Raw genomic sequence first — 24,089 nt, 5'->3', positions numbered from 1 at the left:
GGCCACCTCTCTATCAACCATCAGGGTGTGGCGGTCAGCCTTTCTGCTGGACCAGCTGCACGAGGTCGGCGATGCGGTTGCTGTAGCCCCACTCGTTGTCGTACCAGCTGAAGAACTTCACGAGGCTGCCCATCGTCATGGTCAGGCCGCCGTCGATGATGGCGCTGTGGGGGTCGCCCACGATGTCCGAGAGCACGATGGGATCTTCGGTGTAGGCGATGATGCCCTTGTGGCTGCCCTCGGCGGCCTTGCGGAACACGTCGTTGACTTCCTCGACGGTCACGTCACGCTTGAGGATCACGACGACGTCGCTGATGCTGCCCGTGGGGGTGGGCACGCGCAGGCTGGTGCCGTCGAACTTGCCCTTCAGCGCGGGGTACACCTGCGACACGGCCTTGGCGGCGCCGGTGCTGGTGGGGATGATGTTCACGGCGGCGGCGCGGGCGCGGCGCAGGTCGCTGTGCGGCAGGTCCAGCACACGCTGGTCGTTCGTGTAGCTGTGGACGGTGGTCATGATGGCCTTCTCGATCCCGAAGGCTTCGTCGATGAGCTTCATGGGCGCGCCCAGGCTGTTGGTGGTGCAGCTGGCGTTGCTGATGATGTGGTGCTGCGCGGGGTCGTAGTCCTGCTCGTTGACGCCCAGCACGACGCTGATATCCTCGCCCTTGGCGGGCGCGGTGATGATGACCTTCTTGGCGCCGCCCTGGATGTGCTTGCCCGCGCCGTCACGGCTGGTGAAGATGCCGGTGGATTCGATGACGATGTCCACGCCCATCTCGCCCCACTTGATGTTGGCGGGGTCGCGTTCGGCCAGCGCGTGGATCTTCTTGCCGTTCACGGTCAGGGACGCGTCGTCGTACTCGACGGTACCGTCGAACTTGCCGGCGGTGCTGTCGTACTTCAGGAGGGTGGCGAGTGTCTTGTTGTCGGTCAGGTCGTTGATGGCGACCACTTCAACGCCGCGAGCTTCCAGAACACGGAACACCAGACGGCCGATGCGGCCGAAGCCGTTAATCCCTACTTTCATGCTGTGCCTCCAGTCGTGAGGGCCGCCCCCAGTGCTGGGGCGGATGACCTCGCATGTCGCAGTGTAACGCGGGTCGCAGGATCGGCGGTTCGTGTCACCTGTACACCAAGGCATTCGTGAACCAAGTCCAAAAAAAGGGGGCGGCCACAGCCACCCCGTCCTCACGGCCTTCCGCGGACTTTACCCGGCGTTCAGCACGAACGCCACGTCCACCGTCACAGAGTCGCTACTCCCCGGGTAACGCACGTCGAAATCGAAGGGATTGAACTTGAACTGCGTGCTCACATTCACTTTCCCGCCCTGCAACGTGGCCTTGACGGGCACGCTGACGTTCTTCGCCGTGCCCTTCACGGTCAGCGTGCCGGTCGCGGTGGTGGACAGTGTCTGGCCCTCGACCAGTTTCCCGCCCGTCAGCTTCTCCAGCTTGAACGTCGCATTCGGGAATTTCGCAGTATTCAGCGCCTCCGCACCCTTGGCATGCGTATCGCGCAGGCCGATGCCGGTCTTCAGATTCACCACCGGAACGGTCACGCTGCCGGTCGTGGCCGCGAGGTTCGCCGGGTCCAGGTTCACGCTGGCCGTGACGCCCGCGATGCTGCCGCGCACCGGAATGAAACGCACCGTGTGCGAGAAGGTCGCGGTGCCGGCCGTCGCGGCGTACGGGGCCGCGAACGCCAGACCGGAGGCGAGCAGGGCAGCGCCCGTCAGTCCCAGCATGAGGTGTCCTTTCATGCCCTGATGGTGCGGCACGCGGGTGAATACTTGGTGAAACGAGCATCTGGGTTCAGGCGCATCACGCTGCAAACGCACGGCTGACGCTGCGCGCTCCCCGCCCACACGACTGCCCTCAGAACCCTGTGGGGTCGCCCCTCCCAGACCACGGCGTCCGGTACGCCGCCACGTGTCGGAAACCTCTCTTCATGTCCCGCTTCTGCAAGAGGCGGGTGCCAGCGGCGTCCCTACGCTGCGTGGCATCAGGCCCACCCCCGGTGAGGCCCGCCCAGGAGGACCCTCACATGCCCCGACCCCACCGCACCGCCCTGACCCTGTTCACCGCCCTGCTCGGCGCCGCCCTGAGTGCTGCCCACGCCGCGCAGATCACCATCCCGATCCACGTCACGGTGCGCGCCGTGTGCGAGGTCAGCCGCAGCGACGCCCAGACCCTCGCACTGCGCTGCACGCAGGACTACCGGCCCACCGACCCCCGCACCCTGCCGGAACTGTACGGCCGCCTGCCTGCCGGAGAGTGGCGCCTGAACGCCACCAGTGACGATCCCATGGGCGGCACCCTGAACGTCTACACCCGCGTGAGCGCCACCGAAAGCGACGGCACCGAACTCGTCTACTACTGACCCGGCTGGTCAGGCGGCGTCCCGCAGCGGACCTCCTGAGCGCCCGGCGTGACGTCCAGCACGCACAGTACCTCGTCACCAGCCGAGCGGACCTCGCCCCGCACCACCTGCGCGGGGAACAGCCCGAAGCCCTCGTCGTCCAGCAGGACTGACCCGCCACTCCAGACCACGCTGCCGTTCCCGACCGGCGTGCCGTCCGGGCCGCGCACCTGCACCCAGCGCAGCACCCGGAAGTTCGCGCGCCAGTCCAGCACCGTCAGGCCTGCCTGCGGCGGCACGATCACCCGGCGGTCCGTGCCCACCTGCACGCCGAACGGCGCGTCCCGCAGATCCACGCGCACCTCGGCCGTTTCGCCGGGCGTGAAGCCGCTCAGGAGGATGCTGCCTGCCGCGTCCGTCCGCCCCACGAACACCCCGCCCAGCAGGATGCTCAGGCCCGGCACGCCGGTCTGCAGCAGCACCGCCCGCTGCCCCAGCGTCGCCTGGGCACTCAGGCCGTCCGGCAGGGCCACGACCGCCCCCTGCACCCGCGCCAACGCGCCCCGCAGGCCGACCTCGCCGGAGGCCAGCACCCGCCCCACGTGACTGCCCCCCACCGCCAGATCGTCCCGCGACACGCGGGCCGTCAGGCGGTTGCCCGTGTCCACCTGGAACGCTGCGCCCGCCGCGGCCTGCCACGCCACCGCCGGGGCCTCTGAGCCCGGCGCAGGCGGCACCTGCACGGCCCGCACGCCCCCCGTCAGGTCCCACCTGGGCGAAGGCCGGTACCCGCCGGCCACGCCCAGCCGCCAGCCGCCCGGCTGCGCCGCCGCGCTGAGCGTCACGCTGCCCACCGTATCGAAGGTGCGGGTCACGCTGCCCTCGACACTCCAGGTGTCGCGCCGCAGCGCCGTCCGCGCCGATACCGACAGCGTCCACGGGTCCAGGTTCGCGTTCAGGGCGGCGCCCAGCTGCGTGTCCTGCCACGCGCCGAGCGGCAGGACCGTGAACGCCGACACCCGCGCCGCGCCCACCTGCGTCTCGCCGCGCAGGCCCAGCGTCGTCACAGTCGACCGCACCCCGCCCGTCACCGCCGAAGTGACCTGCACGCTGGCCTGCGCGCCCCCACGCGCGTCCGTGTACGCCACGCGCGCCCCGGCCGACAGCGACCCGCCCAGCTGCGCACTCCCGGACGCCCCCACCCGCCAGCCGCGCCCCAGGCCGTACTCGCCCCGCACGTCCGCGCCCCACGCGCCGCGTGACGAGCCTGCCCGCACCGCCGCCAGGTACGCGCCGCGCGGCAGCGGGTCCGGATCGGGCTCCAGCACCCACTCCTGCACGCGCACGCCCGTCTCGTCCGTCACCTCAACCTGCACGGTCAGCGGCGCGCCCGCCGGATGCGGAATGTCCACGAGACGAAGCACGCCCGGCCCGGCCCGCCTCGCCGCGACCTCACGGCCATCCAGGAAAACCCGCACGTCCGCCTCCAGCGGCAGGTCCACGCGCCGCTCTGGGTCCAGCAGCGTGAAGCCGCCCTGCGCGCCGAGCGCCACGCCCCGGAAGTCACTGCTGCTCAGGCCCGGACTGCCCTCCAGTGGCTGCGCGTTCCACGCCGCGCCCACCCGCACGCTGTCCGTGACGCCCACGCTGACCTGCGCGCGCGGCTGCGCCCGCCACGACCCGTCCGACCGTTCCAGCAGCGCCCCGGCCGAGCCGCTCCAGGCGCCGCCCGATCCCCCCACGTCGGCGTTCACGGTCGCGTTCAGTGCGGCGGGCGGCGCCCCCGCCGCAGGGGTGACGGCATACGTGGCCTGCACGTCCGCCCCGTACTCCACCCCCCACACCGGCTGACCGCCGGTCGGCGCGCCCGCCGCGGCCCCCGCGAGGTTCAGCGTGTCGCCCTGCAACCGGTCCAGACGGGGGCGGATCAGCAGGCGCTGCCGGGGCTGGTCGAACGTGACGGTCACCTGCCCGGACAGCCTCACGAACGGCTGGCCGTCGCACGACACCGTCTGCGCCGCGTACCCGGCCTCCGCGGCGCGCAGGACGTCGGGTGGGACCAGCGTATCCGCCAGGTCCACGCCCAGGCGGACCGGCATGGCGCCGCGCGGCGCACCGCCCACCACCACCTCTAGCAGCATCTCCGGCGCGGCGCACGCGGCCGGTTCCGGTGAGCCCCCCGACTGCGCCCCCACCGGGGGTGCCGCCCACAGCAGCGTCGCCGCCCACAGCGCCGCCGACAGGCCTGGAAGGTGCGCGGCACGCATCTCAGGGCACCCGGACGGTCACGCGGGCCGGTTTCGCGTCTGCGTTCAGGAAGCTCAGGGTCAGGTCCCCGGACCGCGCGCCCAGCCCGGGCAGGGTCAGTGTCACCGACGCGCCCCCCAGCACCGCCAGCGACGCCAGGTCCACCCGCGTGTCCCCGCGCGCTGCCTGGAACGCATTGAAGGTCTCGTGCCGCGTCCCGGCGTTCGCGAGACGCAGGATCAGGTCGTTCCCCTGCCGCTGCGCGTCGAAACTCATGCGCGCCGCCGCGCCGGGTGGCGCCACGTACACCGGCAGTGAGAACGTCGTCGGCAGGTCCAGCCGCACGTCGATCCCGTCCGCCGCGACGGTCGTCTGCGGCACGCTCGTCCCGTACGGGACCTGCTGCACCAGCAGCCGGTACGCGACCTCGGCCGCGCCGGGCTTCTTGCGCAGCCCCACCCGCACGACCTGCGACGCGCCGCCCGGCAGGATGAACTCGGCCGGGTTGACGAGCAGGTCCCGGGTGTCGGTCAGGACCATGCGTCCGCCCTCGACCCGCCAGGCTTTCACACTCACCGTGAATTTCGACGCCACCCGCGTGGTGTTCAGCATGGTCGTCTGCGTGTTCAGCGACCGCGTCGGGTCGAGGTTCAGCACGGTCGGCGTGAACCCGAACCCCTGCGCGCCCGCCAGCGCCCCCAGCGCGAGGACCAGCAGCGCGCGCGCCCCGCGCCTCACGGCGTCTCCTGTCGTGTGTTCACCACGGTGACCTCCAGCGCCGCGCGGTACGTGCCGCCCGCCACCCACTGCCCGGAAAGGATGTTCAGCGGCACCCGCACCACCTGCGTGCCGCGCCGCTCGCCCCGCCACGCCGTGCCGTCCCCACCCGCAACAGTCGCCAGGAGCGTCCCGCCGGGCCCGACCAGCCGCAGCGCCCCCGCGCCGCCATCCAGCAGTCCCAGGTCCAACCGGAACCGGTCGCCGGGCCGCGCGCAGGTCACGGTGACCGCCAGCGTCGGGCGGGCGCCGCGCAGCGCGTTGTATGGATCAGCGTCCAGGCTGGCGCTCACGGGCAGGCACGCCGCGTGCGCGCCGCCCAGCAGCCAGACGCTCCAGCAGACTGCACCTGTCCTCATATGGCCTCCGGGAATCCCGAACCTGGCCGGGAATGAAACGGCCCGGACGGCGGAGTCTCCCCGCACCGTCCGGCCCCTGATGCTCCTGCCAGCGCGTCTGCCGGCGCGGCCGGACTGGTGTTCAGGACCGGTCCGCGCCGGCAGATCGCGCTACGGACACCGTGCTCAGTTGTACGAGACGGTGATCGCCAGCGTACCGGTGTAGGTCCCGGCGGGCACGCCCCACTGACCGTCCGGCGCGGTCATCTTCAGCCACCCGGCGTACCGGTCGGGCGTGGTGGCACTGCTGGAGGGATTGGTGTTGACCCGCACCTTCCACATGGCCTTCAGCGGCACCGAGCCGCTGCCCTGCAGGTAGATCAGGCCGTCGAAGGTGCTGTTCACGGTGCTGGACAGGCTCTGCGGGGCGAGGCTTTCGGAGCCCGCCCCAGACGCGTTGATGCCCAGCGTAATGGCTGTCCCGGCCGTGCAGCGGATCCTCAGGACGGGCGTCTCGACGCCGCCGCCGTCCCCGTCAAGGGCGTTGTAGTCGAACGCCGGGAACCCTGCGGGGCCGTCGATGTTCATGCCGTTGATGTTCTCGTCGCCCATGGCGCACACGTTCGAGACCTCCACAGCGGGGTGGAGGGTGACCGAGGCGGCCTGTTGGGCGTGGACCAGACCGAGATTCAGGGCGGCGAGCAGCAGAGCGGTTCTCTTCATGGCCTTCCTCCTGTCCGGTGGGTGCTGGCGCGCGGCGCATGGGGCGCCGCCAGCTTCTCCCCAGAAGCTGTCATCTGAACGCTGTGGTACGCGGGTCACCGGACTGAGGAAAACTATAATTCTCATGTCTGGGACGGTCAATTTGTTGCCGCGTGTGACGTTACTGGCTCGTTGCAGGGGCGTTACGCTCCTCTGTTGTGGAATGTCAGCTGCGCTGGCGAGGTGCGCTGAACCGGCCATCCTGGGCCTCCGGCGTGTAACGCCCGCCCCGTGGACCCCGTCACATGGGGAATTCATGAGTAGTATCTGAGCCCGGCTGGCGTTCTCATTCAGGGCCGCACGCAGGGTACCGGCGCTGCCCAGACGCCCCGGTCCCACCGCCCCGCCCGTCAGGTCATACTGCACGCCATGAGTTACGACCTCCTCGTCATGAAGTTCGGCGGCACCAATATGCAGGACTCGCGCGCCATCCGCCACAGCGCCTCCCTGGCCGCCCGCTCCGTCCGCGTGGGCGTGAAGGTCGTCGTGGTCGTCTCGGCCATGGCGGGCGTCACGAACCAGCTACTGAAACTTGCGGACGCCGCGCAGTCCGGCGACATCGCCGCCGCCAACGACGAGATCGCCCTGATGCGCACCCGTCACTTCACGGCCGCGCAGGAACTCGGCGCGGCGCCTGACAGCATCACCGTCCGCGAGATCCGCGAGATGCACGAGACCCTGCGGCAGGCCGTGTACGGCGTGTACCTGCTGCGCGAACTCACGCCCCGCAGCCGCGACCTGATCGTCGCGTTCGGCGAGCGTCTCTCCGCGCCCCTGATGAGCCTCGCGCTCGAACAGGACGGCCTGCGCGCGCACCACCTCTCCGGCGGCGAGGCGGGCATCCTGACCGACAGCCACTTCGGGAACGCCAAGCCCATGCCGAACACCTATGAACGTGTCAAGGACCGCCTCAGCGGCCTGCTGTCCGCCGGGGTCACGCCGGTCGTGGCAGGCTTCATGGGCGAGACCGAGAAGGGCGCGATTACCACCCTGGGGCGCGGCGGCACCGATTTCAGTGCCACCATCGTCGGCAAGGCGCTCGGCGCGGATGAGGTCTGGGCCTGGAAAGACGTGGACGGCGTCATGAGCGCCGACCCCCGCGTGGTCAAGGACGCGCAGAACATCGAGGTCCTGTCGTACGGCGAGGTCATGGAACTCGCCTACTTCGGCGCGAAGGTGCTGCACCCGCTGGCCGTCACGCCCCTCCAGGAGAGCGGGATTCCCCTTCGCGTCAAGAGCGCCGCCGACCCGGACTTCCCCGGCACGCTCGTGCAGGCGCAGCCCCGCGACGAGGACGGTCACCCCGTCAAGGCCGTCACGGCAATCCGCAACGTCAGCATCATCAACGTCAGCGGCGCGGGCGTGCTCGGCATTCCCGAGGTGATCGCCAGCGTGTTCGACGCGATCGCCCGCGAGAACGTCACGCTGCTGATGGTCTCGCAGTCGTCCAGCATGAGCAACGTGTCGCTGGCCGTGCAGACCGTGGACGCCGAACGCACCCTGGCCGCGCTGCGCGCCGGGGTCAGCCTGGAACTGAAGGTCGAGGAGCAGCCCGGCGTGGCGGTCCTGGCCATCGTGGGCAGCGGCATGCGCGGTCAGAAGGGCGTCTCGGCGCGGATGTTCACGGCGCTGGCCGATCAGGACGTGAACGTGTTGATGATCTCCCAGGGCAGCAGCGAACTGAACGTGTCCGTCGCCGTGGAGGCCGCGCACGTGGACGCGGCCACCCTGGCCGTCCACCGCGCCTTCGGCCTGGGCGCCGCGACCGCCTGATCAGAAGCAGGGGAGAGGGGGACCGGGCCGCGCGCCCGGTCCCCCTCTGACTGTCCGGTCACTCCGGTCTGCGGCGGTGCGTCCAGATCATCACCAGGAAGCCCAGCAGGGTCAGCGCGGCGCACACGAGGAACACGCTGCGGTACCCGAGGGTCTGCGCGACGGCGCCGCTGGTGATACCGCTGAGCATCCCGCCGATGCTGCCGGTGTTCGCGAACAGTGTGGTGGCCGCACTGAAGCGGCCCGGCATCAGGGTCTGGAAGTAGGTCATGCCCAGCCCCGCCAGGATCGCCAGGACCACCGCGCGGATGACCTGCGCGGCGATCAGCAGCGGCAGGCTGTCCGCGACGTACACCAGCGCGAAGTGCGCCACGAACAGCGCCATGCCCGCCGCGACCAGCGTGGGCACGCCCGGCAGGCGCCGCCACGTGACCAGCGCGATCATCACCGGGATCTCCAGCAGGGCGCACAGGCCGACCAGGAAACCCACCTCGCCGCTCGTGCCGCGCAGCGTCTCGGTGACGAACAGCGGGAACATCGCCATGCCCATCTGCATGCTCATGCCGTACAGGACGAATGCCAGGGCGCCCAGCGCGATGGCGCGGCGCGCGGCGGGGCGGGGCGTGTCGGGCAGGTCCGGGGTGATGCCCGGCGTGGGCTGCGGGCGGCGCCCCGGGACGCGCAGCAGCGGCAGCGCCGCCAGCGCGAAGCACGCGCCCGCGCTGAGGAACACCGCCGTGTAGTTCCCGGCGCCCAGGATCACGGCGCCCAGGCCCGGGCCGACCACCCAGGACAGGCTGAACACGGCGCGCAGGAGCGTCATGGCGCGGTCGGCCAGGTCGGCGGGGACATCCTGCAGGCTGGCCCGCGCGAAGGAGAACACCTGCGGGAACGCGGCCGCGCCCAGGGACAGCAGGCCCGCGCCGATCACCAGCAGGCCTGCGAAGTGAGGGGTGACGCCGATCAGGGCGTACGCGGCGGTCCCGGCGGCCATGGTGGCCAGGACGATGGGTTTGCGGTTGGGCAGCCGGTCGGACCAGCGGGCCAGCAGCGTGGCGACCGCGACGGCGCTGATGGCGTTCACGGTCAGGAAGATGCCCAGTTGCAGCGGGCTCAGGCCGGCCTTCTTCACGGCGTACAGCGCCGTGAACGGGATGGCCAGCGACAGGCCGAAGCCCAGCAGAAAGCAGCTGAGCGCCAGCGGCAGGGCGTGCGGCAGGCGCAGCATGGCGCCCAGGCCGCTGCCGGGCGCGGGGGGGGCGGTGGTGGTCATGAGGTCCGTCCGAACATGGGGGTCACTTTAAACCCGTGCCCGTGCGCGGAGTGTTAGCCTCCGGCATGCCAACTGAAACGATCAAGGCGCTGCCGCCCCGCAGCGACGTCCCCCGTGAACAGACCTGGGACATCGAGGCCCTCTACGACACGCCCGACGCCTGGTCGGCGGAAGGGGACGCCCTGGCCCGCGACCTTCCTGCACTGTCTGCTCACGCGGGACAGCTCGGCACGCCCGGGGGGCTGCTGGCGTACCTGCGCGCCGCCAACGACCTCGAACTGCGTCTGGGCCGTTTCATGTCCTACGCCAGCATGACCGCCAGCGTGGACGGCCGAGACGCGGTGGCGGCCGCCCGCCGCGACCGCGCCTCCACCCTGGGCGCGCAGTTCGGCAGCGCTGCGGCGTTCTTCCGTCCGGAACTCCTCGCGCTGGACGACGCTCTGGTGCGCGGCTGGCTGGACACGCCGGACTTCGCCGAGCACCGCGTGCGCCTGGAGCGCATCCTGCGCGGTAAACCCCACGTCCGCAGCGCCGAGGTCGAGGAACTCCTCGGTGCCGTGCAGGCTCCCTTCGCCTCGGAGCGCGGCATTCACCCCGCGCTGGCGAACATGGACCTGCGTTTCGGCACGGCGGGCGGCGAAACCGTCACGCAGGGCAACGTGGACCGCCTGACCGCCCACCCGGAGCGCGAGGTGCGCCGCGAGGCCTGGGAAGGCTACGCGGACGCGCACCTCGCCGCGCGGCACTCGCAGGCGGCGATGTACGCCACGAACGTCCGTCAAAACGTGTTCCTGGCTCGCGCCCGGAACTACCCCGACACCATCAGTGCGTCGCTGTCCCCGGACAACATTCCCACTGCCGTCGTGACCACCCTGCTCGACACGTACCGCGCGAACACGCCGGTCTGGCACCGCTACTGGCGCGTGCGCCGCGAGTGGCTGGGCCTGCCCGAACTGCGCGAATACGACGTGAAGGCCGCGCTGGTGCCCCCCCGCGCCGTGTCCTACGAGCAGGCGGTGCAGTGGCTCGAAGGCGGCATGGCCGCCCTGGGTGCCGACTACGTGCGCGACATGGTGCCCGGCCTGACCACTGAGCGCTGGGTGGACTACGCCGAGAACGACGGCAAACGCCAGGGTGCCTACAGCAACGGTGGGGGGCGCGTGAAGCCGTACATCTTCATGACCTGGAACGGCACCATGAACTCGTACTCCACCCTGGCGCACGAGATCGGGCATTCCATGCACTCCCTGCTCTCGCAGCGCGAACACGGGTACGGCGTGCCCCGCTATACCCTCTTCCACGCGGAGGTCGCCAGCAACTTCAACCAGGCGATGGTCCGCCAGCACCTGCTCGCCCAGGCCCGCGCGGCCGGTGACACCGAGTTCGAGGTGCAGATCATCGAGGAGGCGCTGTCGAACTTCCACCGGTACTTCTTCATCATGCCGACCCTGGCGGCCTTCGAGCTGGAAGCGTACCGCCGCATCGAGGCGGGGGGCACCCTCAGCGCGCCCGACCTGATCACCCTGACCGCCGACCTGCTGTCAGAGGGCTACGGGGACGGCGTGACGATGGACCGCGAGCGCAGCGGCATCCTGTGGGCGCAGTTCAGCACGCACCTGTACGCGAACTTCTACGCGTACCAGTACTCGACCGGGATCAGCGCCGCGCACCAGATCCTCGAGCAGTTCACCGCCGATCCGGACGCCGCGCGCGAGTCGTACCTGCGCTTCCTGCGCTCGGGCGGGAGCCTGGACCCCATCGACGCCCTGCGTGAGGCGGGCGTGGACATGCTGAGCCCCGCGCCGGTCGAGGCGACCTTCCGCACCCTGGAAGGATACGTGGCGCGTCTGGAGGAGTTGCTGGCCGCGCGCCGCTGAGACGAGCCCCAGAGAGGAGGGGGCTGGGAGGCCATCAACCCAGCCCCCTCCTCAGTTATCGGACAGCAAGGGAGGCAATTTTTTCACGTTCAGTCAAAATCGTGAAACTATTCACTTAATAGCTATAAGGAAGGGCGGGGGGTGACCCCGCCCATCTCACCCGTCGGCTTACGCCTGGGGCTGCTGCTGCATCTGGGGCACGAAGCCTTCCAGCGCGGCGTAGTCGTCCTGGAAGTGCATCAGCACGCCGCCGAACAGCGTGTCGAAGGTCTCCTGGGGCATCTCGGCCAGGGTGGGGTAGAAGCCCACGTACTCCAGCCACACGTTGCCGTCCGCGTCGATGCTGCGGGCGAAGGCACGCTCGCGGTTGCGATCGTTCAGCATGTTCACGATCTCCGCGCGGCGGTCACCGTACTGCTTCTGGGTCACGCAGGTGACCTCCAGGCGGCTGGTGTTGTTCGGGCCGTCGTTCACGCTGACCAGCACGGCCGCGTCGCCCATCTCGAAACGCCAGCCCATGCGGATGAAGCGCTGGCCGTTGTTCTCTTCCATATCCAGCTGGACTTCCTTTTCCTTCAGGTACTTGGCCAGGGTGTCCAGGGTCAGCAGTGCCGTTTCCATCGTCATTGAAACCATCCTCCTCGGTGGGTGAAGCACATCAACTTGTCGTGTGTGGTTGAAACCCGAACGATTCTACACCGCCCGTCCCCGCCTGCGCGCATCAGGGGCGGCTCAGGACACTCAGCGTCACGGGTGCCACGCCTTCAGCCAGGATGCCCAGCGCCCGGGCCGCGTCGGTGGACAGGTCGATCACGCGCGACTGCACCCCGAACGGCCCGCGGTCGTTGATCATCACGTCCACGCTGCGGCCCGTGCGGGCGTGCGTGACCCGCACCCACGTCCCGAACGGCAGGCTCAGGTGCGCGGCCGTCATGGTCGTCTGCGGGTGTGCGCGGCCCCCGTAGTACACCGCCTGCCCCTGCTGGAACGCAGGCGCGGCGGGCGCCAGCGACGTCGCGCGGATGGTGGGCGCGCCCCGCTCGGGCACCTGCAGCACCTCACCAACGCGGATCGTCTGGCTGCTGCGCCCGTTCAGTTGCAGCAGGGCGCCGACGCTGGTGCCGTGCGCCCGCGCGATCTCCCACAGGGTATCCCCGGCCTGCACGCGGTACGTTCCGGCCTGCGCGGCCCCCAACAGGAGGGCGGCCAGCAGGGGAACCCGCAGCCTCACAGCACCTCCTTCGGGGACACGCTGAGGACCTCGTGGCCGTCTTCCGTCACGAGAACCAGATCCTCGATCCGCACGCCGCCCACGCCCGGCAGGTACGCGCCGGGTTCGATGGTGATGATCATGCCGGGTTGCAGCACGTCGTCACTCGTGCCGCGCAAACTGGGCGCCTCGTGGACCTCCAGGCCCACACCGTGCCCCAGCGAGTGCGCGAAGGCCTCGCCCAGGCCGTGCCCGGTCAGGATGTCGCGCGCCAAACAGTCCAACTCGGCGGTCCGCACGCCGGGCTTCACGGCACGCACGGCGGCCTCCTCGGCCTCCAGCACGGCGCGGTACACGCGGGCCATCTCGGCGCCGGGCGTGCCCACCGCGACCGTGCGGGTCATGTCGCTGTGGTACCCGCGCAGCTGCGCGCCCATGTCCACCGTCACGAGGTCCCCGTCCTGAATGACGCGGTCACTGGCGACGCCGTGCGGCATCGCGCCGCGCGGGCCGCTGGCGACGATCAGGTCGAAAGCACTCTGCGCCCCGGCGCGGCGCAGCCGCAGCTCGATCTCGCTGGCGATGTCCAGTTCCCGCGCGCCCGCCACGATCAGGGGCCGCACCTCGGCGAACACCTGATCGGCCAGCGCCTGCGCGTCCCGGATCGCCTGCACCTCCGCGCTGGACTTCACGGCCCGCAGGCTCTGCACCAGCCCCTGCACCGCCACCAGGGCCGCCTGCGGCCAGTGCTCCCGCAGGTCTTCCAGTGCGGCGACCGTCAGGTGATCGGCCTCGAAGCCCACCCGCAGCCCCGCCAGTCCGGGGGCCGCGTGCTCCAGCGTGGCGGGGGGCCGCGCGATGAAAGCGTCGAGCGGGGACTCCTCGGCCGCCTGCACCGTGTACCGCGCGTCGGTGTACAGCGTGGCCCCACCCTGCGTGACGAGCACCTTGCCGTCCTTGCCGCTGCTGAAGCCGCTCACGGCACGGACGTTGGCGGGATCGCTGATCCACACGGCGTCCAGTCCGGCGCGGGCCATCGCGTGGCGCAACTCCTGAAGTTGAGTCATGACAGGCAAAGTAACACGGCGCTCCTCACCTGAGCCTGACGCCGGCTGTCAGTGCGTGCGGCCACTACCGCTGCACCAGGACTGTTCCCCCACCGGAGACAGCCGCGCGGGGTTTTTCAAAAGTGCGCTTATACTCGTTGATCGGGACAAATGATTTCGGCCGCGTAGGTCACTCACCCCAAGGAGGGAACAGTCGTGAAACTTCACGAGTATCAGGGTAAGGAAATTCTGCGCCAGTTCGGCGTGAACGTTCAGGACGGCAAGGTCGCCCGCACCCCCGACGAAGTGCGTCAGATCGCCCGCGAGTACGGCCAGCCGGTCGTCGTGAAGGCGCAGGTGCACGTCGGTGGCCGCGGCAAGGCCGGCGGCGTGAAGTTCAGCCCCACCGAGGACAAGGCCTTCGAAAACGGCGAGAAGATCCTGGGCATGGACATCAAGGGCCTCACCGTGAACAAGGTGCTGGTCACCAAGGCCGTGGACATCGACGCGGGCGTCGAGTACTACGTCGGCATGATCGTCGACCGCAACGTCCAGAGCTACACCCTGATGGCCAGCGCCGAGGGCGGCATGGAGATCGAGGAAGTGGCCGCCGCCACCCCCGAGAAGATCATCAAGCACCGCGTGGACCCGGTCACGGGCCTGCGTCCCTACGAGGCGCGCGAAGTGGCCATCAAGGCCGGCTTCAAGGGCAACCTGAACAAGATCGCGGACATGATGGTCAAGATGAGCGAGGCCGCGCTGAAGCGTGACGCCGTGCTCGTCGAGATCAACCCCCTGTTCGTGGACCAGAGCGGCACGCCGCTGGCCCTGGACACCAAGTTCGAGATCGACGACAACGCCATGTACCGCCACAAGGACCTGGCCGACTGGCGCGAACTGGAAGCCGAGCACCCCCTCGAGATCGAGGCCAGCAAGTACGGCTTCGCGTACGTGAAGCTCGAAGGCAACGTGGGCGTGCTGGGCAACGGCGCGGGCATCGTGATGACCAGCCTCGACGTCGTGAACCGCGCCGGCGCCAAGCCCGCGAACTTCCTCGACATCGGCGGTGGCGCCAAGGCCGAGGTCGTGTACAACGCCGTGAAGCTCGTCAGCAAGGACAGTGACGTCAAGGCGATCTTCATCAACATCTTCGGCGGCATCACCCGCGCCGACGAGGTCGCCAAGGGCGTCATCCAGGCGCTGAACGAGGGCATCCTCACCAAACCCGTGCGCATGCGCATCGCGGGCACCGCCGAGGACGAGGCCAAGGCCCTCCTGGCGGACGTGAACAGCCCCCTGATCCAGATGTACCCCACCATGTTTGAGGCTGCCGACGAGGCCGCCAAGGAGGCGAACAAGTAATGGGTATCCTCGTCAACAAGGACAGCAAGGTCATCGTGCAGGGCATGACCGGCCGTGAAGGCGCTTCGCACAGCCGCGCCATGAAGGAGTTCGGCACGCAGGTCGTCGCGGGTGTCACCCCCGGCAAGGGCGGCACCGACTTCGAGGGCTGGCCCGTGTTCAACAGCGTCGCCGAGGCCAAGGCCGCGACCGGCGCGAACGTCAGCATCATCTTCGTGCCCCCCGCGGGCGCCGCGGACGCCGTGCTGGAAGCCGCGCACGCCGGTATGCCCCTGATCGTCCTGATCACCGAGGGCGTGCCCACCGTGGACATGATGCGCGCCGTGCAGGAAGTCAAGACCCTGGACGCCGCCAACCGCGCCGAGGGTGGCGAGGGCATCCGCCTGATCGGCGGGAACTGCCCCGGTCTGGTCACGAACGGGGAAGCCAAGGTCGGCATCATGCCGAACAAGATCTACGCCAACCCCGGCCGCATTGGCCTGATCAGCCGCTCCGGCACCCTGACGTACGAGGCCGCCAAGCTGCTGAACGACGCGGGCATGGGCACGAGCACCACCGTCGGCATCGGCGGTGACCCCGTCATCGGCACGACCTTCGCGGACGTGCTCCCCCTGTTCGAGGCCGACCCCGACACCGACGCGGTCGTCGTGATCGGCGAGATCGGCGGCGCCGACGAGGAAGCCGCCGCCGAGTACATCGCGCAGAACATGAAGAAGCCCGTCGTGGCCTTTATCAGTGGCCGCTCGGCACCCAAGGGCAAGCGCATGGGTCACGCCGGCGCGATCATCATGGGCGACGTCGGCACCCCCGAGAGCAAGCTCGCGGCCTTCGCGGCGGCGAACGTGCCCGTGGCCGACACCATGCCCGAGATCATCGATCTCGTGAAGCAGGCGCTGAATAAGTAAGCGCCCTTGCTGTCCAGGGAGGGCTGCCCGCGTGGGTGGCCCTCCCTGTTTGGCGTGGGTCCGTGCGCGGCGCCGTGCTGGACGGTCTATTCCTGCCAGCAGATTGCATGAGAGGCTGGTGAATGTTGATCGTCACCTGCGGTCACATGGGCGTCAGCCCCGCGCGTAGACTGGACATATGAAGACCTTCACACTCGCCACTTCCCTTGTTCTGCTGGCCGCCGGTGCCGCTGACGCCCTGACGGTGCGCGGCTCGGTCGCCGGGGGGAACCTGCCACCGGACCTGCGCGTGGCCGGTGTGGTCGTGACGCCCTTCGGGCAGGTCGTGCAGGAGGTCAGCAGCGTGCCGGTCGAGAAGGGCCAGTTCAGCCTGGAGCTTCCTGCGACGGCCCCCACCGCGCGGGCGCAGGTGGCGCTGACACCGCAGAACGTGAACTGGCCCGGCGTGATCGACCCGGTGCAGGTCAGCGGTCAGGCACAGGTGGCGGAACTCAAGCTGTTCACGTACCGCGATCAGAACAACAACGGCCGCCGCGACGAGAACGAGCAGCTGCGTGAGGTGATGGCGGACGTGCGCGGGGCGAACCTGTTCGTGGTGTGGGTGAACACCGACGTGAACGTGACGGCCAGCAAGGGCTTCCAGGCGGGCCTGAAGCGTGGCTGGAACGCCTTCCTTGTGGATGTGGGCCGCGCGGTGAACGTGCAGCCCTTCGCGGATACCACAGTGGTCACGGTCCGCCTGGGGCGCTGAACGTCCGGGGGGGTGGGGGAGACTCCACCCTTGACTTCTCCCCAGCCTGTAAGTAGATTGATGACATGTTGGTGGAGGTGAGTGCGTGAACAGTCAGTATGCCGTGGCGGTGCATGTGCTCAGCATCATCAGCCAGTTCCCCGAGCACTCCAGTTCGGCCGATATCGCTGCCAGCGTCGGGACCAACCCGGTCGTGATCCGTACCGTCACGGGCCTGCTGCGCCGCGCGGATCTGCTGGCCACCCAGCAGGGCGTCAGCGGCGCGCGCCTGACCCGCGACCCGCGCGACATCACCCTGCTGGACGTGTACCGCGCCGTGAACGGCGAGGCCAGCGTGTTTCGCCTGCACGAGCATCCGCACCCGGCGTGTCCGGTCGGCGCGAACATCCAGGCCACCCTGGAAGCCCGTTTCGGGTGCGCGCAGGCCGCGATGGAAGCTGAACTGGCCCGCACGACCCTCGCGGACGTGCTGGGGGACCTGGCCGCCCGGGCAGGCTGACGGTCCTCTGCCCAACATGTAAGTGAGATCCTTACGAGTCGTTCCGCCTCTCACCCCCACAGGAGCCCACCATGACCACGACACCTGCCCGCACCATTGCCGTCACAGGAGCCACCGGCCATCTCGGCCGCCTCACCCTCCAGGCCCTCATCAAGCGGGGTGTGCCTGCCGGGAACCTCGTCGCTCTCGTCCGTGACCCCGCGAAGGCCGCCGACCTCGCCGCGCAGGGCATCCAGGTGCGCCAGGCCGACTACAGGCAGCCCGACACCCTCAGCGCCGCCCTGAACGGCGTGAACCGCCTGCTGCTCATCTCCAGCAACGACTTCGACGACCGCGTCGGGCAGCACCGCCACGTGATTGACGCCGCCCGGAACGCCGGGGTGGACCTCATCGCGTACACCAGCCTCCTGAACGCCGACCGCAGCGGCATGATCCTCGCCGGGGACCATCAGGCCACGGAGGCGCTCCTGCGCGAGTCCGGTGTGCCCTTCACCCTGCTGCGCAACGGCTGGTACACCGAGAACTACGACCTCAAGGGAGCAGTGAAAAATGGCGCGATCCTGGGGGCCGCCGGGAACCACGCGCTTCAACCCGCGCCCCGGCAGGACTACGCCGAGGCCGCCGCGGCCGTCCTGAGCACCGACGGTCACGCCGGGCAGACCTACGAGCTCGCCGGGGACGAGGCCATCACCCTGGCCGACCTCGCCGCCGAGGTGGCCCGCCAGAGCGGCCAGCCCGTCGCGTACCACGACCTCAGCGCCGAGGAGTACGCCCGGACCCTCGCGGGATTCGGCGTGCCCGACGGCTTCGCGCAGGTGCTGGCCGACAGTGACACCGGCATCACGCGCGGCGAACTCGCCAGCGAGAGCCGCGACCTGAGCCGCCTGATCGGCCGCCCCACCACGCCCACCACGCAGGCCGTGCGGGACGCCCTGACCGCCTGATCCCCCGCAGTCCACAGACGCGTGCGCCCGGTACAGTTGGGCGCATGCGACTCTGGATCATCCGGCACGGCGAGACGAAGGGCAATCAGGCGGGCATCCTGCGCGGCGCGAGCAGCGCGAACGACGAGATTACCGATGCGGGTCATGATCAGGCGCAGGCCATGGCCGAGCGGATCAGCGGGGGAGAGCCGTGCCCGCAGGCCGTGTATGCCAGCCGGTATACCCGTGCGCAGCAGACGGCGCAGCCTCTGGCGGAGCGGCTGGCCGTGCCGGTCACGGTCCTTCCCGGTATTCACGAGGTGGACTGCGGCGAGTGGGCGGGCGAGCCGTACTCGGCCCTGAGGCAGCATCCGGAACGCCTGGAGCTGGGCGGCGGTGAACTGGGCTTCCGGGGAGGTGAGTCATTCCGGGAGATCGCGGGGCGGTTCGCTGCCGATGTGAACGGACTGCCGGATGGGGACGCGGCGCTGGTGTCGCACGGTGGGATCATCCGGATCGCCCTGGCTGATCTGCTGGGCCTGGATGTCCGCGAGGTCTGGCGGAGTGGGGACTTCATGTTGAAGAACACCGATTGGATCGTGCTGGAGCGGCAGCAGGGGGGGTGGTCCCTGCTGGAATAGAGAAGAAACAACTTTGTCACGACCCAGCTTAATCGTGAATACTTTCACTTTATTGAATTCAGAGTGTGTGAGGCCTGCGAAAGAACGTGCTTAGCAGACCTCCTCGACCGTGCCTCGTTGCCGGGCGCGTTCGGCAGCGAACGCCATGCGGTGGGAGTCGAGCGATTCGGACAGGGGAGTGGGTGGGGGGGTGTGGCCGCGCAGACTGGCGAGCCACGCCTGGATCAGACCGTCGTCGCCGCCGCCGTGCGTGCCGCTGGCGTCGACGCTCCAGCGCTGGCTGTGGCCGGTGCGGAAGTCGTGGAGTTCGAGTTCGTGGCGGTCCATGTGGCCGCGCAGTTCGCCGTGCGACCCGAGGAGTTTCAGGGTGCGGGTGTTGTTGTGCGTGAACGCGCTGACGGTGAGCTGCGCGGTGACGCCGTTGCGGAAGCGGACGGTGACGGCCTGGTGGTCCACGACGTTGTTTTTTCCGAGGTACACGCACTCGCCGTACGGTCCGTGTGCCAGCGCGTCGCTCAGGCGGATGCCCCCGGCGGTGAGGACCGTGACCGGCCACGTGTGCAGGTCGCGGGTGAAGTAGATGCGCCGCGCGTCGGACGGGCAGCCCTGGACGGGGCAGGTGACGCAGCGGTCGGTCGCGCCGGGCGGGGCGTGCTCGGGGCGGAAGTGATGCAGGCCGCCCTCGCTGCTGACCCGTTCGGGGGGGCTGGCGGCGAACGCGCGGAGCAGGTCGAGGTCATGGCAGCTCTTGGCGAGCAGGAACGGCGCGGCGGGTGGGGCCGCACGCCAGTTGCCGCGCACGTAGGAGTGCGCGTAGTGCCAGTGCGCGACGTTCTCCGCGTGCTGGATGCCGATCAGGGTGCCCAGGGCGCCGCTGTCCAGCACGCGCCGCACCTCGCGGAAGAAGGGCGCGGCGCGCAGGACGTGGCAGACCGTGACTCGCCCGGTGCTGGCGGCCTCGGCTGCCTGGAGGAGGTCGAGGTCCGCCTCGGTCAGGCAGATGGGTTTTTCCAGCAGCACGTCGTAGCCCAGGGCAAGGGCCTGGATGCAGGGCCGGACGTGCTGATCGTCGGGGGTGGCGATCACGACCGCGTCGGCCGCGCGACCCAGCGCGAAGAAGGCGTCCGGGTCGCTGAACTGCCGCTCGGGCGGGGTGGCGTGGCGGGCGGCGACCTCGGTCAGGCGGGCCGCGCGGGGGTCCACGACATGCGTGACCTGCGCGCCGTGCTGCGCGAGCAGGCGGGCGTACACGTCCCCACCGCGGTTACCGGCGCCGATGATCGCCACCCGGACGGTCATGGGGTGCGCCGCTCGACGCCCCAGCCGCTGCCCGTGGGGCGCGCGAGGTGCCCCGCCTGCCAGTCCAGTCCGCTGAACGGGTCGTCCGCGAGGAGCAGCGCGCCGTCCAGGTCGGCCCAGTCGCACGCACCTGCGAGGTGCGCGGCGGCGGCGATGCCGAGGCTGCTCTCGATCATGCAGCCCATCATGACCGACATCCCGTGCGCGCGGGCCAGCCGCAGGGCCCGCAGCGCCTGGAGGGGCCCGCCGAGCTTGGCGAGCTTGAGGTTCACGCCGTCGAACGCGCGGGCCAGCGCCAGGACGTCCGAGACGTGGTGCAGGCTCTCGTCGGCGACAATGGGCACCCCCGCCACGGCGCGCAGCGCGGCGTGCCCGTCCAGGTCCCCGGCGGCGAGGGGCTGCTCGACGAATTCCACGTCGGCGGCCTCCAACACACCGAGCATCCGGCGGGCCTGGGTGCGGGTCCAGGCGGCGTTGGCGTCCACGCGCAGGCGGACGTGCGGGGCTTCCTCGCGCAGCGCGGCGATAATCGCCTCGTCGCGGTCGGTGCCCAGCTTGACCTTCAGGACGCCATGCCCGCGCGCGGCGGCCTCGCGCGCCTGACGGCGCATGTCGTCCAGGTCGGCGATGCTGACGGTATAGCTGCTCTCGGGGAGGGACGCGGGGCTCAGGCCGAGCAGCTGCCAGACGGACACCCCGGCGCGCGCGGCGCACCACTCGACGGCCGCCATCTCCAGCGCGCACTTCACGCTGGGGTGGTCGTACGGCATGCGGGCCGACAGGCGGCCGTGCAGGCCGTCCCAGTCCCAGGGGTCCTGCACCGCGTCCGCCAGGATGGGCAGGACCGCCTCGACGGTGCCGCGCGTCTCACCGTAGAAGGCGTTCGGGGCGGCCTCGCCGCGTCCGGTCAGGCCGCCGTGGGTCAGGGTGACGATGGTGCGGGGGTAGACGCTGTGCGTCCAGCGAGCAATGCCGAAGGGCTGCGCGGTGTGCAGGTCCAGCGTCTCCCAGGTGACCGTGGGGGAGGTCGCGGCGGTCACTGCGTCCACCGCCCGAAGCCGCTGAGGTCCGACTGGAGGCGCGTGCCGTACTCGCCCTCGCCGAGCGTCTCGACGGTGACGCGCATGTGTGTGGCGTTCGCGTGCAGCAGGCGCCGCCCGCCAAGCATCAGGCCGACATGACCGGGGAAGAAGGCCAGGTCGCCGGGCTGCGCGTCCGTCACCGGGGTGAGGAACGCCTGCTGCTGGTCAGCATCACGCGGCAGGGGGCGGCCGAACGCGCCGTACACGAGTTGCGTCAGGCCGGAGCAGTCCAGTCCCCACGCGCTGCGCCCGCCCCACATGTAGGGGGTGTCGAGGAAGCCCTGGGCGAACGTCAACAGGTCGCTGTCCAGCGGGGCAAGGATCACCTCCTGCACCCAGGCGTCCGTCCCGCCAGGCAGGATGACCGGCACCCAGCGGCGGTGGTTTTCGGTGACGATCTCGCCGCTGCCCCGGGCGAGCCTCGCGCCGAACGCGAGTTCCGCGCGGATGGGCTGGCTGATCTTCGGCCCGGCGTAGGCGTGGGCGCGGCGGGCGGTGACGGTCAGGTCCGGCTGCCAGGGGCGCGCGTGCAGGCCGTCGGCGCGGGCCCAGCCCAGGTACCGGTCGTGCGCGGTGCGGATATAGGCCCAGCCGCCCGCGTTCTCCCACAGGAGGTCCAGTGCTTCGCCGGGCAGCGCCTCGGTGACCTGCGCGGCGTCGGGTTCGGGGTGGGCGCGCAGGCTCAGGCGGGCCGCTCCGGCGTGCGCGAGGGTGGGGGTCACGAAACGCCAGCCGGGTTCTGGCAGGTGGGGGCGCAGGGCGTCCTCGGCGATCTTCATGTGCGGGTCGCTCGCGTGGGTGCGGGCGTCCGGGAGGGTTGGGGTGGTCACGCGCCCCAGCCTACGCCACGACGCCCCCCGGTGGGGGTAGAGGTGGTTCCATCCGCCGGGGGGCGTTCCGTGCGGCGTTTTTCACGTCTGCCTGCCGGGGGGGGCGGAATAATGCAGGGCAGTTCCACCAGTTCATCAAGGCGGCCCCTCACCGGTTTTGGAACCGTTTCCAGATCCATGTGGGCCGCCACGGGCGCAACCGTGCCGCCCACGGAGATCACATGAAACGAACCCTCACCCTGCTGGCCCTCGCCCTGGCGGGCAGCGCCCACGCCGCCACCCTCACCGTCTGGACGCACTTCAACGACAAGGCCGAAGTCGCGTGGCTCGGCAGTCAGGTCAAGACCTACCAGAACCTCAGCGGCAACACCGTCAAGGTCGTCAACGTGCCCCTCGACAAGATCGTCGACCAGCTCCTGAAAACCGCGAAGCAGGGCAAGGGCCCCGACGTGATCGTCACCCTCCCGCAGGACCGCATCGGCCAGCTCGCGCAGGCCGGCGTCATCGAACCCCTGAACAGCACCGCCCGCCGCAGCGAATTCGATCAGACCACCGTCCGCGCGCTGACCGTCGGCGGGAAACTCTACGGCCTGCCCATGTTCGCCGAGAGCGTCGCCCTGGTGTACAACAAGAAACTCGTCCCCACCGCCCCCGCCACCTGGGCGGACTTCCTGAAGGTCGCCAAGCGCAACACCAACACCGCTGCCGGACGCTACGGCTTCCTGACCGACCTGAGCAACGCCTACATGAACTACGGTTTCTTCAGCGCGTACGGCTCGTACGTGTTCGGAGACCAGGACGGCACCCTGGACGTGCGCGACATCGGCCTGAACAACAGCGGCGCCCGCAAGGCACTCTCGCTGATGAACGACCTGCGCTTCAAGGACCGACTCGTGCCCGCCGACATGACCGGCGACAAGGTCAAGGCCGCGTTCCTGAAAGGCAACGCCGCCATGATCGTCACCGGCCCCTGGGACATGGGCGACATCAAGAAGGCCGGCATCAACTACGGCATCACGTCCGTCCCCATGCCCCCCGGCGCGACCGGCCGGTGGAGCCCCTTCGTGGGCGTGCAGGGCGTCGTCCTGAACGCATACGGCACGCAGAAGGACGTCGCCACGCAGTTCGCCGAGGGGCTGGTCACCAGCGTCGCGCAGCTGTCCTTCAACCAGGCGGGCGGACGCATCCCGGTGAACATCGGCGTCCGCATGCGTCTGGCCGGCAACCCCATCGTGGCGGGCTTCGGCCGCATCATCAGCGGCGGCACCCCCATGCCCAACGTGCCCGCCATGGGCCAGGTGTGGGGCCCCTGGAGTGACGCCGTGAACGCCAGCGTGCAGAAACCCGCCCAGGACTACACCACGCTGCTCGACACGGCCGTCAAGGCCATGAAGAAGACCATCAAGTAACCCGGTGGGCGAGGGGGCGCGCAGTCACATGAGCGGACCGCGCCCCCCCTCGCGTGAGAGGCTGGACGCCAGATGCGCCCGCACCCCCGCCCGAACCTCTTCCACCTGCTGAACGCCGGGGGGCAACTCCCGCCTGACCTCGCCGCCCATGTGGATGAGGTCGGGCGGAGCGCCTTCCTTCGCCTCGCGGACCGACTGGAACTGGACGGCGTGGACGCCGTGCTGTACGCCAGCCCCTGGACGATCCCCGAGACGGGCCTGGTCGGGAATGCCCCGGACGGTCACAGCGTCCACATTGCCCTGACACCCACCAGTCCGCACTTCCGGGCCGGATGGCGGCAGGAACTCCCCGCGACGCTCGCGCACGAACTGCACCACGCGCGGCGCTGGCGGCACGCGGGCCTGGGGACGCTGCTCGACGCCCTGGTGTTCGAGGGACTCGCCCTGCACTTCGAGTCCGAAGAGCGCGGCGAGGTCCCCCAGTACGCCCACCCCACCACCGAGCTGGACGGACTGTGGGCGCGGGCGTCGGCGCACCTGGACGGGCCGTACGACTACCACGCGTGGTTCATGGGGTCGGCCGCGCAGGACCTGCCCCGCTGGGGGGGCTACGCCCTGGGACTCGAACTGGTCCGGCGATTCCTGAACGGGGCGGGTGGGGACGCCGTGACGCACGCGGCCACAGCGTCGGAGGACCTGCGGCACGCGTGGCCGCCCGCCTGACCCC

General features: G+C 70.1%; 24 protein-coding genes. 11 read left to right on the top strand and 13 right to left on the bottom strand.

Annotation, left to right across the window (positions count from 1 at the left end; genetic code table 11):
* Positions 1-34 precede the first annotated feature (34 nt).
* The gene (gene gap / locus SY84_RS01085; RefSeq protein WP_046842445.1) at positions 35-1,027 is read right to left on the bottom strand and encodes a type I glyceraldehyde-3-phosphate dehydrogenase; all 993 of its coding nucleotides are present in this window, start codon (positions 1,025-1,027) and stop codon (positions 35-37) included.
* 180 nt (positions 1,028-1,207) lie between these two features.
* A complete protein-coding gene (locus SY84_RS01080; RefSeq protein ID WP_229755742.1) occupies positions 1,208-1,759 on the bottom strand; it encodes a YceI family protein in 552 nt (183 codons plus the stop codon).
* A gap of 284 nt (positions 1,760-2,043) precedes the next feature.
* On the opposite strand from SY84_RS01080, the gene SY84_RS01075 reads away from it, so the two are divergent.
* Positions 2,044-2,379 carry a hypothetical protein gene (locus tag SY84_RS01075; protein WP_046842444.1) on the top strand — a complete coding sequence of 112 codons (336 nt, stop codon included), beginning with the start codon at positions 2,044-2,046 and terminating at the stop codon, positions 2,377-2,379.
* Here SY84_RS01075 and SY84_RS01070 read toward each other — a convergent pair.
* From SY84_RS01070 to SY84_RS01055, 4 genes are all read right to left on the bottom strand, one after another.
* On the bottom strand, positions 2,373-4,625 hold the full coding sequence (locus SY84_RS01070; RefSeq protein WP_046842443.1) for a hypothetical protein: 2,253 nt from the start codon (positions 4,623-4,625) through the stop codon (positions 2,373-2,375). The two genes, SY84_RS01075 and SY84_RS01070, sit on opposite strands and share 7 nt — an antisense overlap.
* 1 nt (position 4,626) lies before the next feature.
* Positions 4,627-5,343: a molecular chaperone gene (locus SY84_RS01065; RefSeq protein WP_046842442.1), complete on the bottom strand. Its 717-nt coding sequence runs from the start codon at positions 5,341-5,343 to the stop codon at positions 4,627-4,629.
* The gene (locus SY84_RS01060) at positions 5,340-5,741 is read right to left on the bottom strand and encodes a hypothetical protein (RefSeq protein ID WP_046842441.1); all 402 of its coding nucleotides are present in this window, start codon (positions 5,739-5,741) and stop codon (positions 5,340-5,342) included. Before SY84_RS01060 ends, SY84_RS01065 begins: the two co-directional genes overlap by 4 nt.
* A gap of 165 nt (positions 5,742-5,906) precedes the next feature.
* Complete coding sequence (locus tag SY84_RS01055; protein WP_157882838.1) at positions 5,907-6,443, bottom strand: spore coat protein U domain-containing protein; 537 nt, start codon at positions 6,441-6,443, stop codon at positions 5,907-5,909.
* A 408-nt stretch (positions 6,444-6,851) separates the two neighbouring features.
* On the opposite strand from SY84_RS01055, the gene SY84_RS01050 reads away from it, so the two are divergent.
* Positions 6,852-8,255, top strand: coding sequence for an aspartate kinase (locus tag SY84_RS01050; RefSeq protein WP_046842439.1), 1,404 nt, complete (start codon positions 6,852-6,854; stop codon positions 8,253-8,255).
* A gap of 58 nt (positions 8,256-8,313) precedes the next feature.
* Here SY84_RS01050 and SY84_RS01045 read toward each other — a convergent pair whose 3' ends face one another.
* Positions 8,314-9,528, bottom strand: a complete 1,215-nt coding sequence (locus SY84_RS01045) for a sugar efflux transporter (RefSeq protein WP_245621372.1) — start codon at positions 9,526-9,528, stop codon at positions 8,314-8,316.
* 65 nt (positions 9,529-9,593) lie between these two features.
* Between SY84_RS01045 and pepF the strand changes: the two genes are divergently transcribed.
* Positions 9,594-11,405: an oligoendopeptidase F gene (pepF, locus tag SY84_RS01040; protein WP_046842438.1), complete on the top strand. Its 1,812-nt coding sequence runs from the start codon at positions 9,594-9,596 to the stop codon at positions 11,403-11,405.
* 168 nt (positions 11,406-11,573) lie between these two features.
* Here pepF and SY84_RS01035 read toward each other — a convergent pair whose 3' ends face one another.
* The 3 genes from SY84_RS01035 to SY84_RS01025 form a co-directional block, all read right to left on the bottom strand.
* Positions 11,574-12,032: a YbjN domain-containing protein gene (locus SY84_RS01035; protein ID WP_046842437.1), complete on the bottom strand. Its 459-nt coding sequence runs from the start codon at positions 12,030-12,032 to the stop codon at positions 11,574-11,576.
* Between the two features lie 94 nt (positions 12,033-12,126).
* Complete coding sequence (locus tag SY84_RS01030) at positions 12,127-12,636, bottom strand: RlpA-like double-psi beta-barrel domain-containing protein (RefSeq protein WP_046842436.1); 510 nt, start codon at positions 12,634-12,636, stop codon at positions 12,127-12,129.
* The gene (locus tag SY84_RS01025; RefSeq protein ID WP_046842435.1) at positions 12,633-13,682 is read right to left on the bottom strand and encodes a M24 family metallopeptidase; all 1,050 of its coding nucleotides are present in this window, start codon (positions 13,680-13,682) and stop codon (positions 12,633-12,635) included. Before SY84_RS01025 ends, SY84_RS01030 begins: the two co-directional genes overlap by 4 nt.
* A gap of 195 nt (positions 13,683-13,877) precedes the next feature.
* Between SY84_RS01025 and sucC the strand changes: the two genes are divergently transcribed.
* The 6 genes from sucC (at position 13,878) to SY84_RS15700 (ending at position 18,742) form a co-directional block, all read left to right on the top strand.
* Positions 13,878-15,023: an ADP-forming succinate--CoA ligase subunit beta gene (gene sucC, locus SY84_RS01020; protein WP_046842434.1), complete on the top strand. Its 1,146-nt coding sequence runs from the start codon at positions 13,878-13,880 to the stop codon at positions 15,021-15,023.
* On the top strand, positions 15,023-15,928 hold the full coding sequence (gene sucD, locus SY84_RS01015) for a succinate--CoA ligase subunit alpha (protein ID WP_046842433.1): 906 nt from the start codon (positions 15,023-15,025) through the stop codon (positions 15,926-15,928). The genes sucC and sucD overlap by 1 nt, the downstream gene beginning before the upstream one ends.
* A gap of 178 nt (positions 15,929-16,106) precedes the next feature.
* On the top strand, positions 16,107-16,679 hold the full coding sequence (locus SY84_RS01010; RefSeq protein ID WP_046842432.1) for a hypothetical protein: 573 nt from the start codon (positions 16,107-16,109) through the stop codon (positions 16,677-16,679).
* A gap of 85 nt (positions 16,680-16,764) precedes the next feature.
* The gene (locus SY84_RS01005) at positions 16,765-17,178 is read left to right on the top strand and encodes an Rrf2 family transcriptional regulator (protein ID WP_046842431.1); all 414 of its coding nucleotides are present in this window, start codon (positions 16,765-16,767) and stop codon (positions 17,176-17,178) included.
* Positions 17,179-17,249: 71 nt separating this feature from the next.
* Positions 17,250-18,122, top strand: coding sequence for an SDR family oxidoreductase (locus SY84_RS01000; RefSeq protein WP_046842430.1), 873 nt, complete (start codon positions 17,250-17,252; stop codon positions 18,120-18,122).
* Positions 18,123-18,166: 44 nt separating this feature from the next.
* Entirely contained in the window at positions 18,167-18,742 is a 576-nt protein-coding gene (locus SY84_RS15700) for a histidine phosphatase family protein (protein ID WP_052750992.1), read from the top strand.
* A 90-nt stretch (positions 18,743-18,832) separates the two neighbouring features.
* On the opposite strand, the gene SY84_RS00990 is transcribed toward SY84_RS15700, so the two are convergent.
* The 3 genes from SY84_RS00990 to SY84_RS00980 are packed head-to-tail and all read right to left on the bottom strand — an operon-like array spanning position 18,833 to position 21,953.
* Entirely contained in the window at positions 18,833-20,041 is a 1,209-nt protein-coding gene (locus SY84_RS00990) for a Gfo/Idh/MocA family protein (protein ID WP_046842429.1), read from the bottom strand.
* Positions 20,038-21,090 (bottom strand): dipeptide epimerase, encoded by a 1,053-nt coding sequence (locus SY84_RS00985; protein ID WP_046842428.1) that lies wholly within the window; start codon positions 21,088-21,090, stop codon positions 20,038-20,040. Before SY84_RS00985 ends, SY84_RS00990 begins: the two co-directional genes overlap by 4 nt.
* A complete protein-coding gene (locus tag SY84_RS00980; RefSeq protein ID WP_245621371.1) occupies positions 21,078-21,953 on the bottom strand; it encodes an NlpC/P60 family protein in 876 nt (291 codons plus the stop codon). The genes SY84_RS00985 and SY84_RS00980 overlap by 13 nt, the downstream gene beginning before the upstream one ends.
* A 221-nt stretch (positions 21,954-22,174) precedes the next feature.
* Between SY84_RS00980 and SY84_RS00975 the strand changes: the two genes are divergently transcribed.
* Positions 22,175-23,362: a maltose ABC transporter substrate-binding protein gene (locus SY84_RS00975; protein ID WP_046842427.1), complete on the top strand. Its 1,188-nt coding sequence runs from the start codon at positions 22,175-22,177 to the stop codon at positions 23,360-23,362.
* Positions 23,363-23,434: 72 nt separating this feature from the next.
* Positions 23,435-24,085 carry a DUF2268 domain-containing putative Zn-dependent protease gene (locus SY84_RS00970; protein ID WP_046842426.1) on the top strand — a complete coding sequence of 217 codons (651 nt, stop codon included), beginning with the start codon at positions 23,435-23,437 and terminating at the stop codon, positions 24,083-24,085.
* Positions 24,086-24,089 lie beyond the last annotated feature (4 nt).

This window comes from Deinococcus soli (ex Cha et al. 2016) (assembly GCF_001007995.1).
In the GTDB taxonomy this organism is placed as follows: domain Bacteria; phylum Deinococcota; class Deinococci; order Deinococcales; family Deinococcaceae; genus Deinococcus; species Deinococcus soli.
The sequence above is the reverse complement of the archived record's forward strand: the minus strand, read 5'-3'. Positions and strand labels throughout refer to the sequence as shown.

Excerpts from the sequence above, each read along its gene's own strand:
- SY84_RS01050 (WP_046842439.1), top strand. The coding sequence starts at position 6,852 with ATGAGTTACGACCTCCTCGTCATGAAGTTCGGCGGCACCAATATGCAG.
- SY84_RS01025 (WP_046842435.1), bottom strand. The coding sequence starts at position 13,682 with ATGACTCAACTTCAGGAGTTGCGCCACGCGATGGCCCGCGCCGGACTG.
- SY84_RS01000 (WP_046842430.1), top strand. The coding sequence starts at position 17,250 with ATGACCACGACACCTGCCCGCACCATTGCCGTCACAGGAGCCACCGGC.
- SY84_RS01080 (WP_229755742.1), bottom strand. The coding sequence starts at position 1,759 with ATGAAAGGACACCTCATGCTGGGACTGACGGGCGCTGCCCTGCTCGCC.
- SY84_RS01075 (WP_046842444.1), top strand. The coding sequence starts at position 2,044 with ATGCCCCGACCCCACCGCACCGCCCTGACCCTGTTCACCGCCCTGCTC.
- SY84_RS15700 (WP_052750992.1), top strand. The coding sequence starts at position 18,167 with ATGCGACTCTGGATCATCCGGCACGGCGAGACGAAGGGCAATCAGGCG.
- sucD (WP_046842433.1), top strand. The coding sequence starts at position 15,023 with ATGGGTATCCTCGTCAACAAGGACAGCAAGGTCATCGTGCAGGGCATG.
- SY84_RS00990 (WP_046842429.1), bottom strand. The coding sequence starts at position 20,041 with ATGACCGTCCGGGTGGCGATCATCGGCGCCGGTAACCGCGGTGGGGAC.
- SY84_RS01055 (WP_157882838.1), bottom strand. The coding sequence starts at position 6,443 with ATGAAGAGAACCGCTCTGCTGCTCGCCGCCCTGAATCTCGGTCTGGTC.
- SY84_RS01060 (WP_046842441.1), bottom strand. The coding sequence starts at position 5,741 with ATGAGGACAGGTGCAGTCTGCTGGAGCGTCTGGCTGCTGGGCGGCGCG.
- SY84_RS01010 (WP_046842432.1), top strand. The coding sequence starts at position 16,107 with ATGAAGACCTTCACACTCGCCACTTCCCTTGTTCTGCTGGCCGCCGGT.
- SY84_RS00975 (WP_046842427.1), top strand. The coding sequence starts at position 22,175 with ATGAAACGAACCCTCACCCTGCTGGCCCTCGCCCTGGCGGGCAGCGCC.
- SY84_RS01035 (WP_046842437.1), bottom strand. The coding sequence starts at position 12,032 with ATGACGATGGAAACGGCACTGCTGACCCTGGACACCCTGGCCAAGTAC.
- gap (WP_046842445.1), bottom strand. The coding sequence starts at position 1,027 with ATGAAAGTAGGGATTAACGGCTTCGGCCGCATCGGCCGTCTGGTGTTC.
- pepF (WP_046842438.1), top strand. The coding sequence starts at position 9,594 with ATGCCAACTGAAACGATCAAGGCGCTGCCGCCCCGCAGCGACGTCCCC.
- SY84_RS01045 (WP_245621372.1), bottom strand. The coding sequence starts at position 9,528 with ATGACCACCACCGCCCCCCCCGCGCCCGGCAGCGGCCTGGGCGCCATG.
- SY84_RS01070 (WP_046842443.1), bottom strand. The coding sequence starts at position 4,625 with ATGCGTGCCGCGCACCTTCCAGGCCTGTCGGCGGCGCTGTGGGCGGCG.
- SY84_RS00970 (WP_046842426.1), top strand. The coding sequence starts at position 23,435 with ATGCGCCCGCACCCCCGCCCGAACCTCTTCCACCTGCTGAACGCCGGG.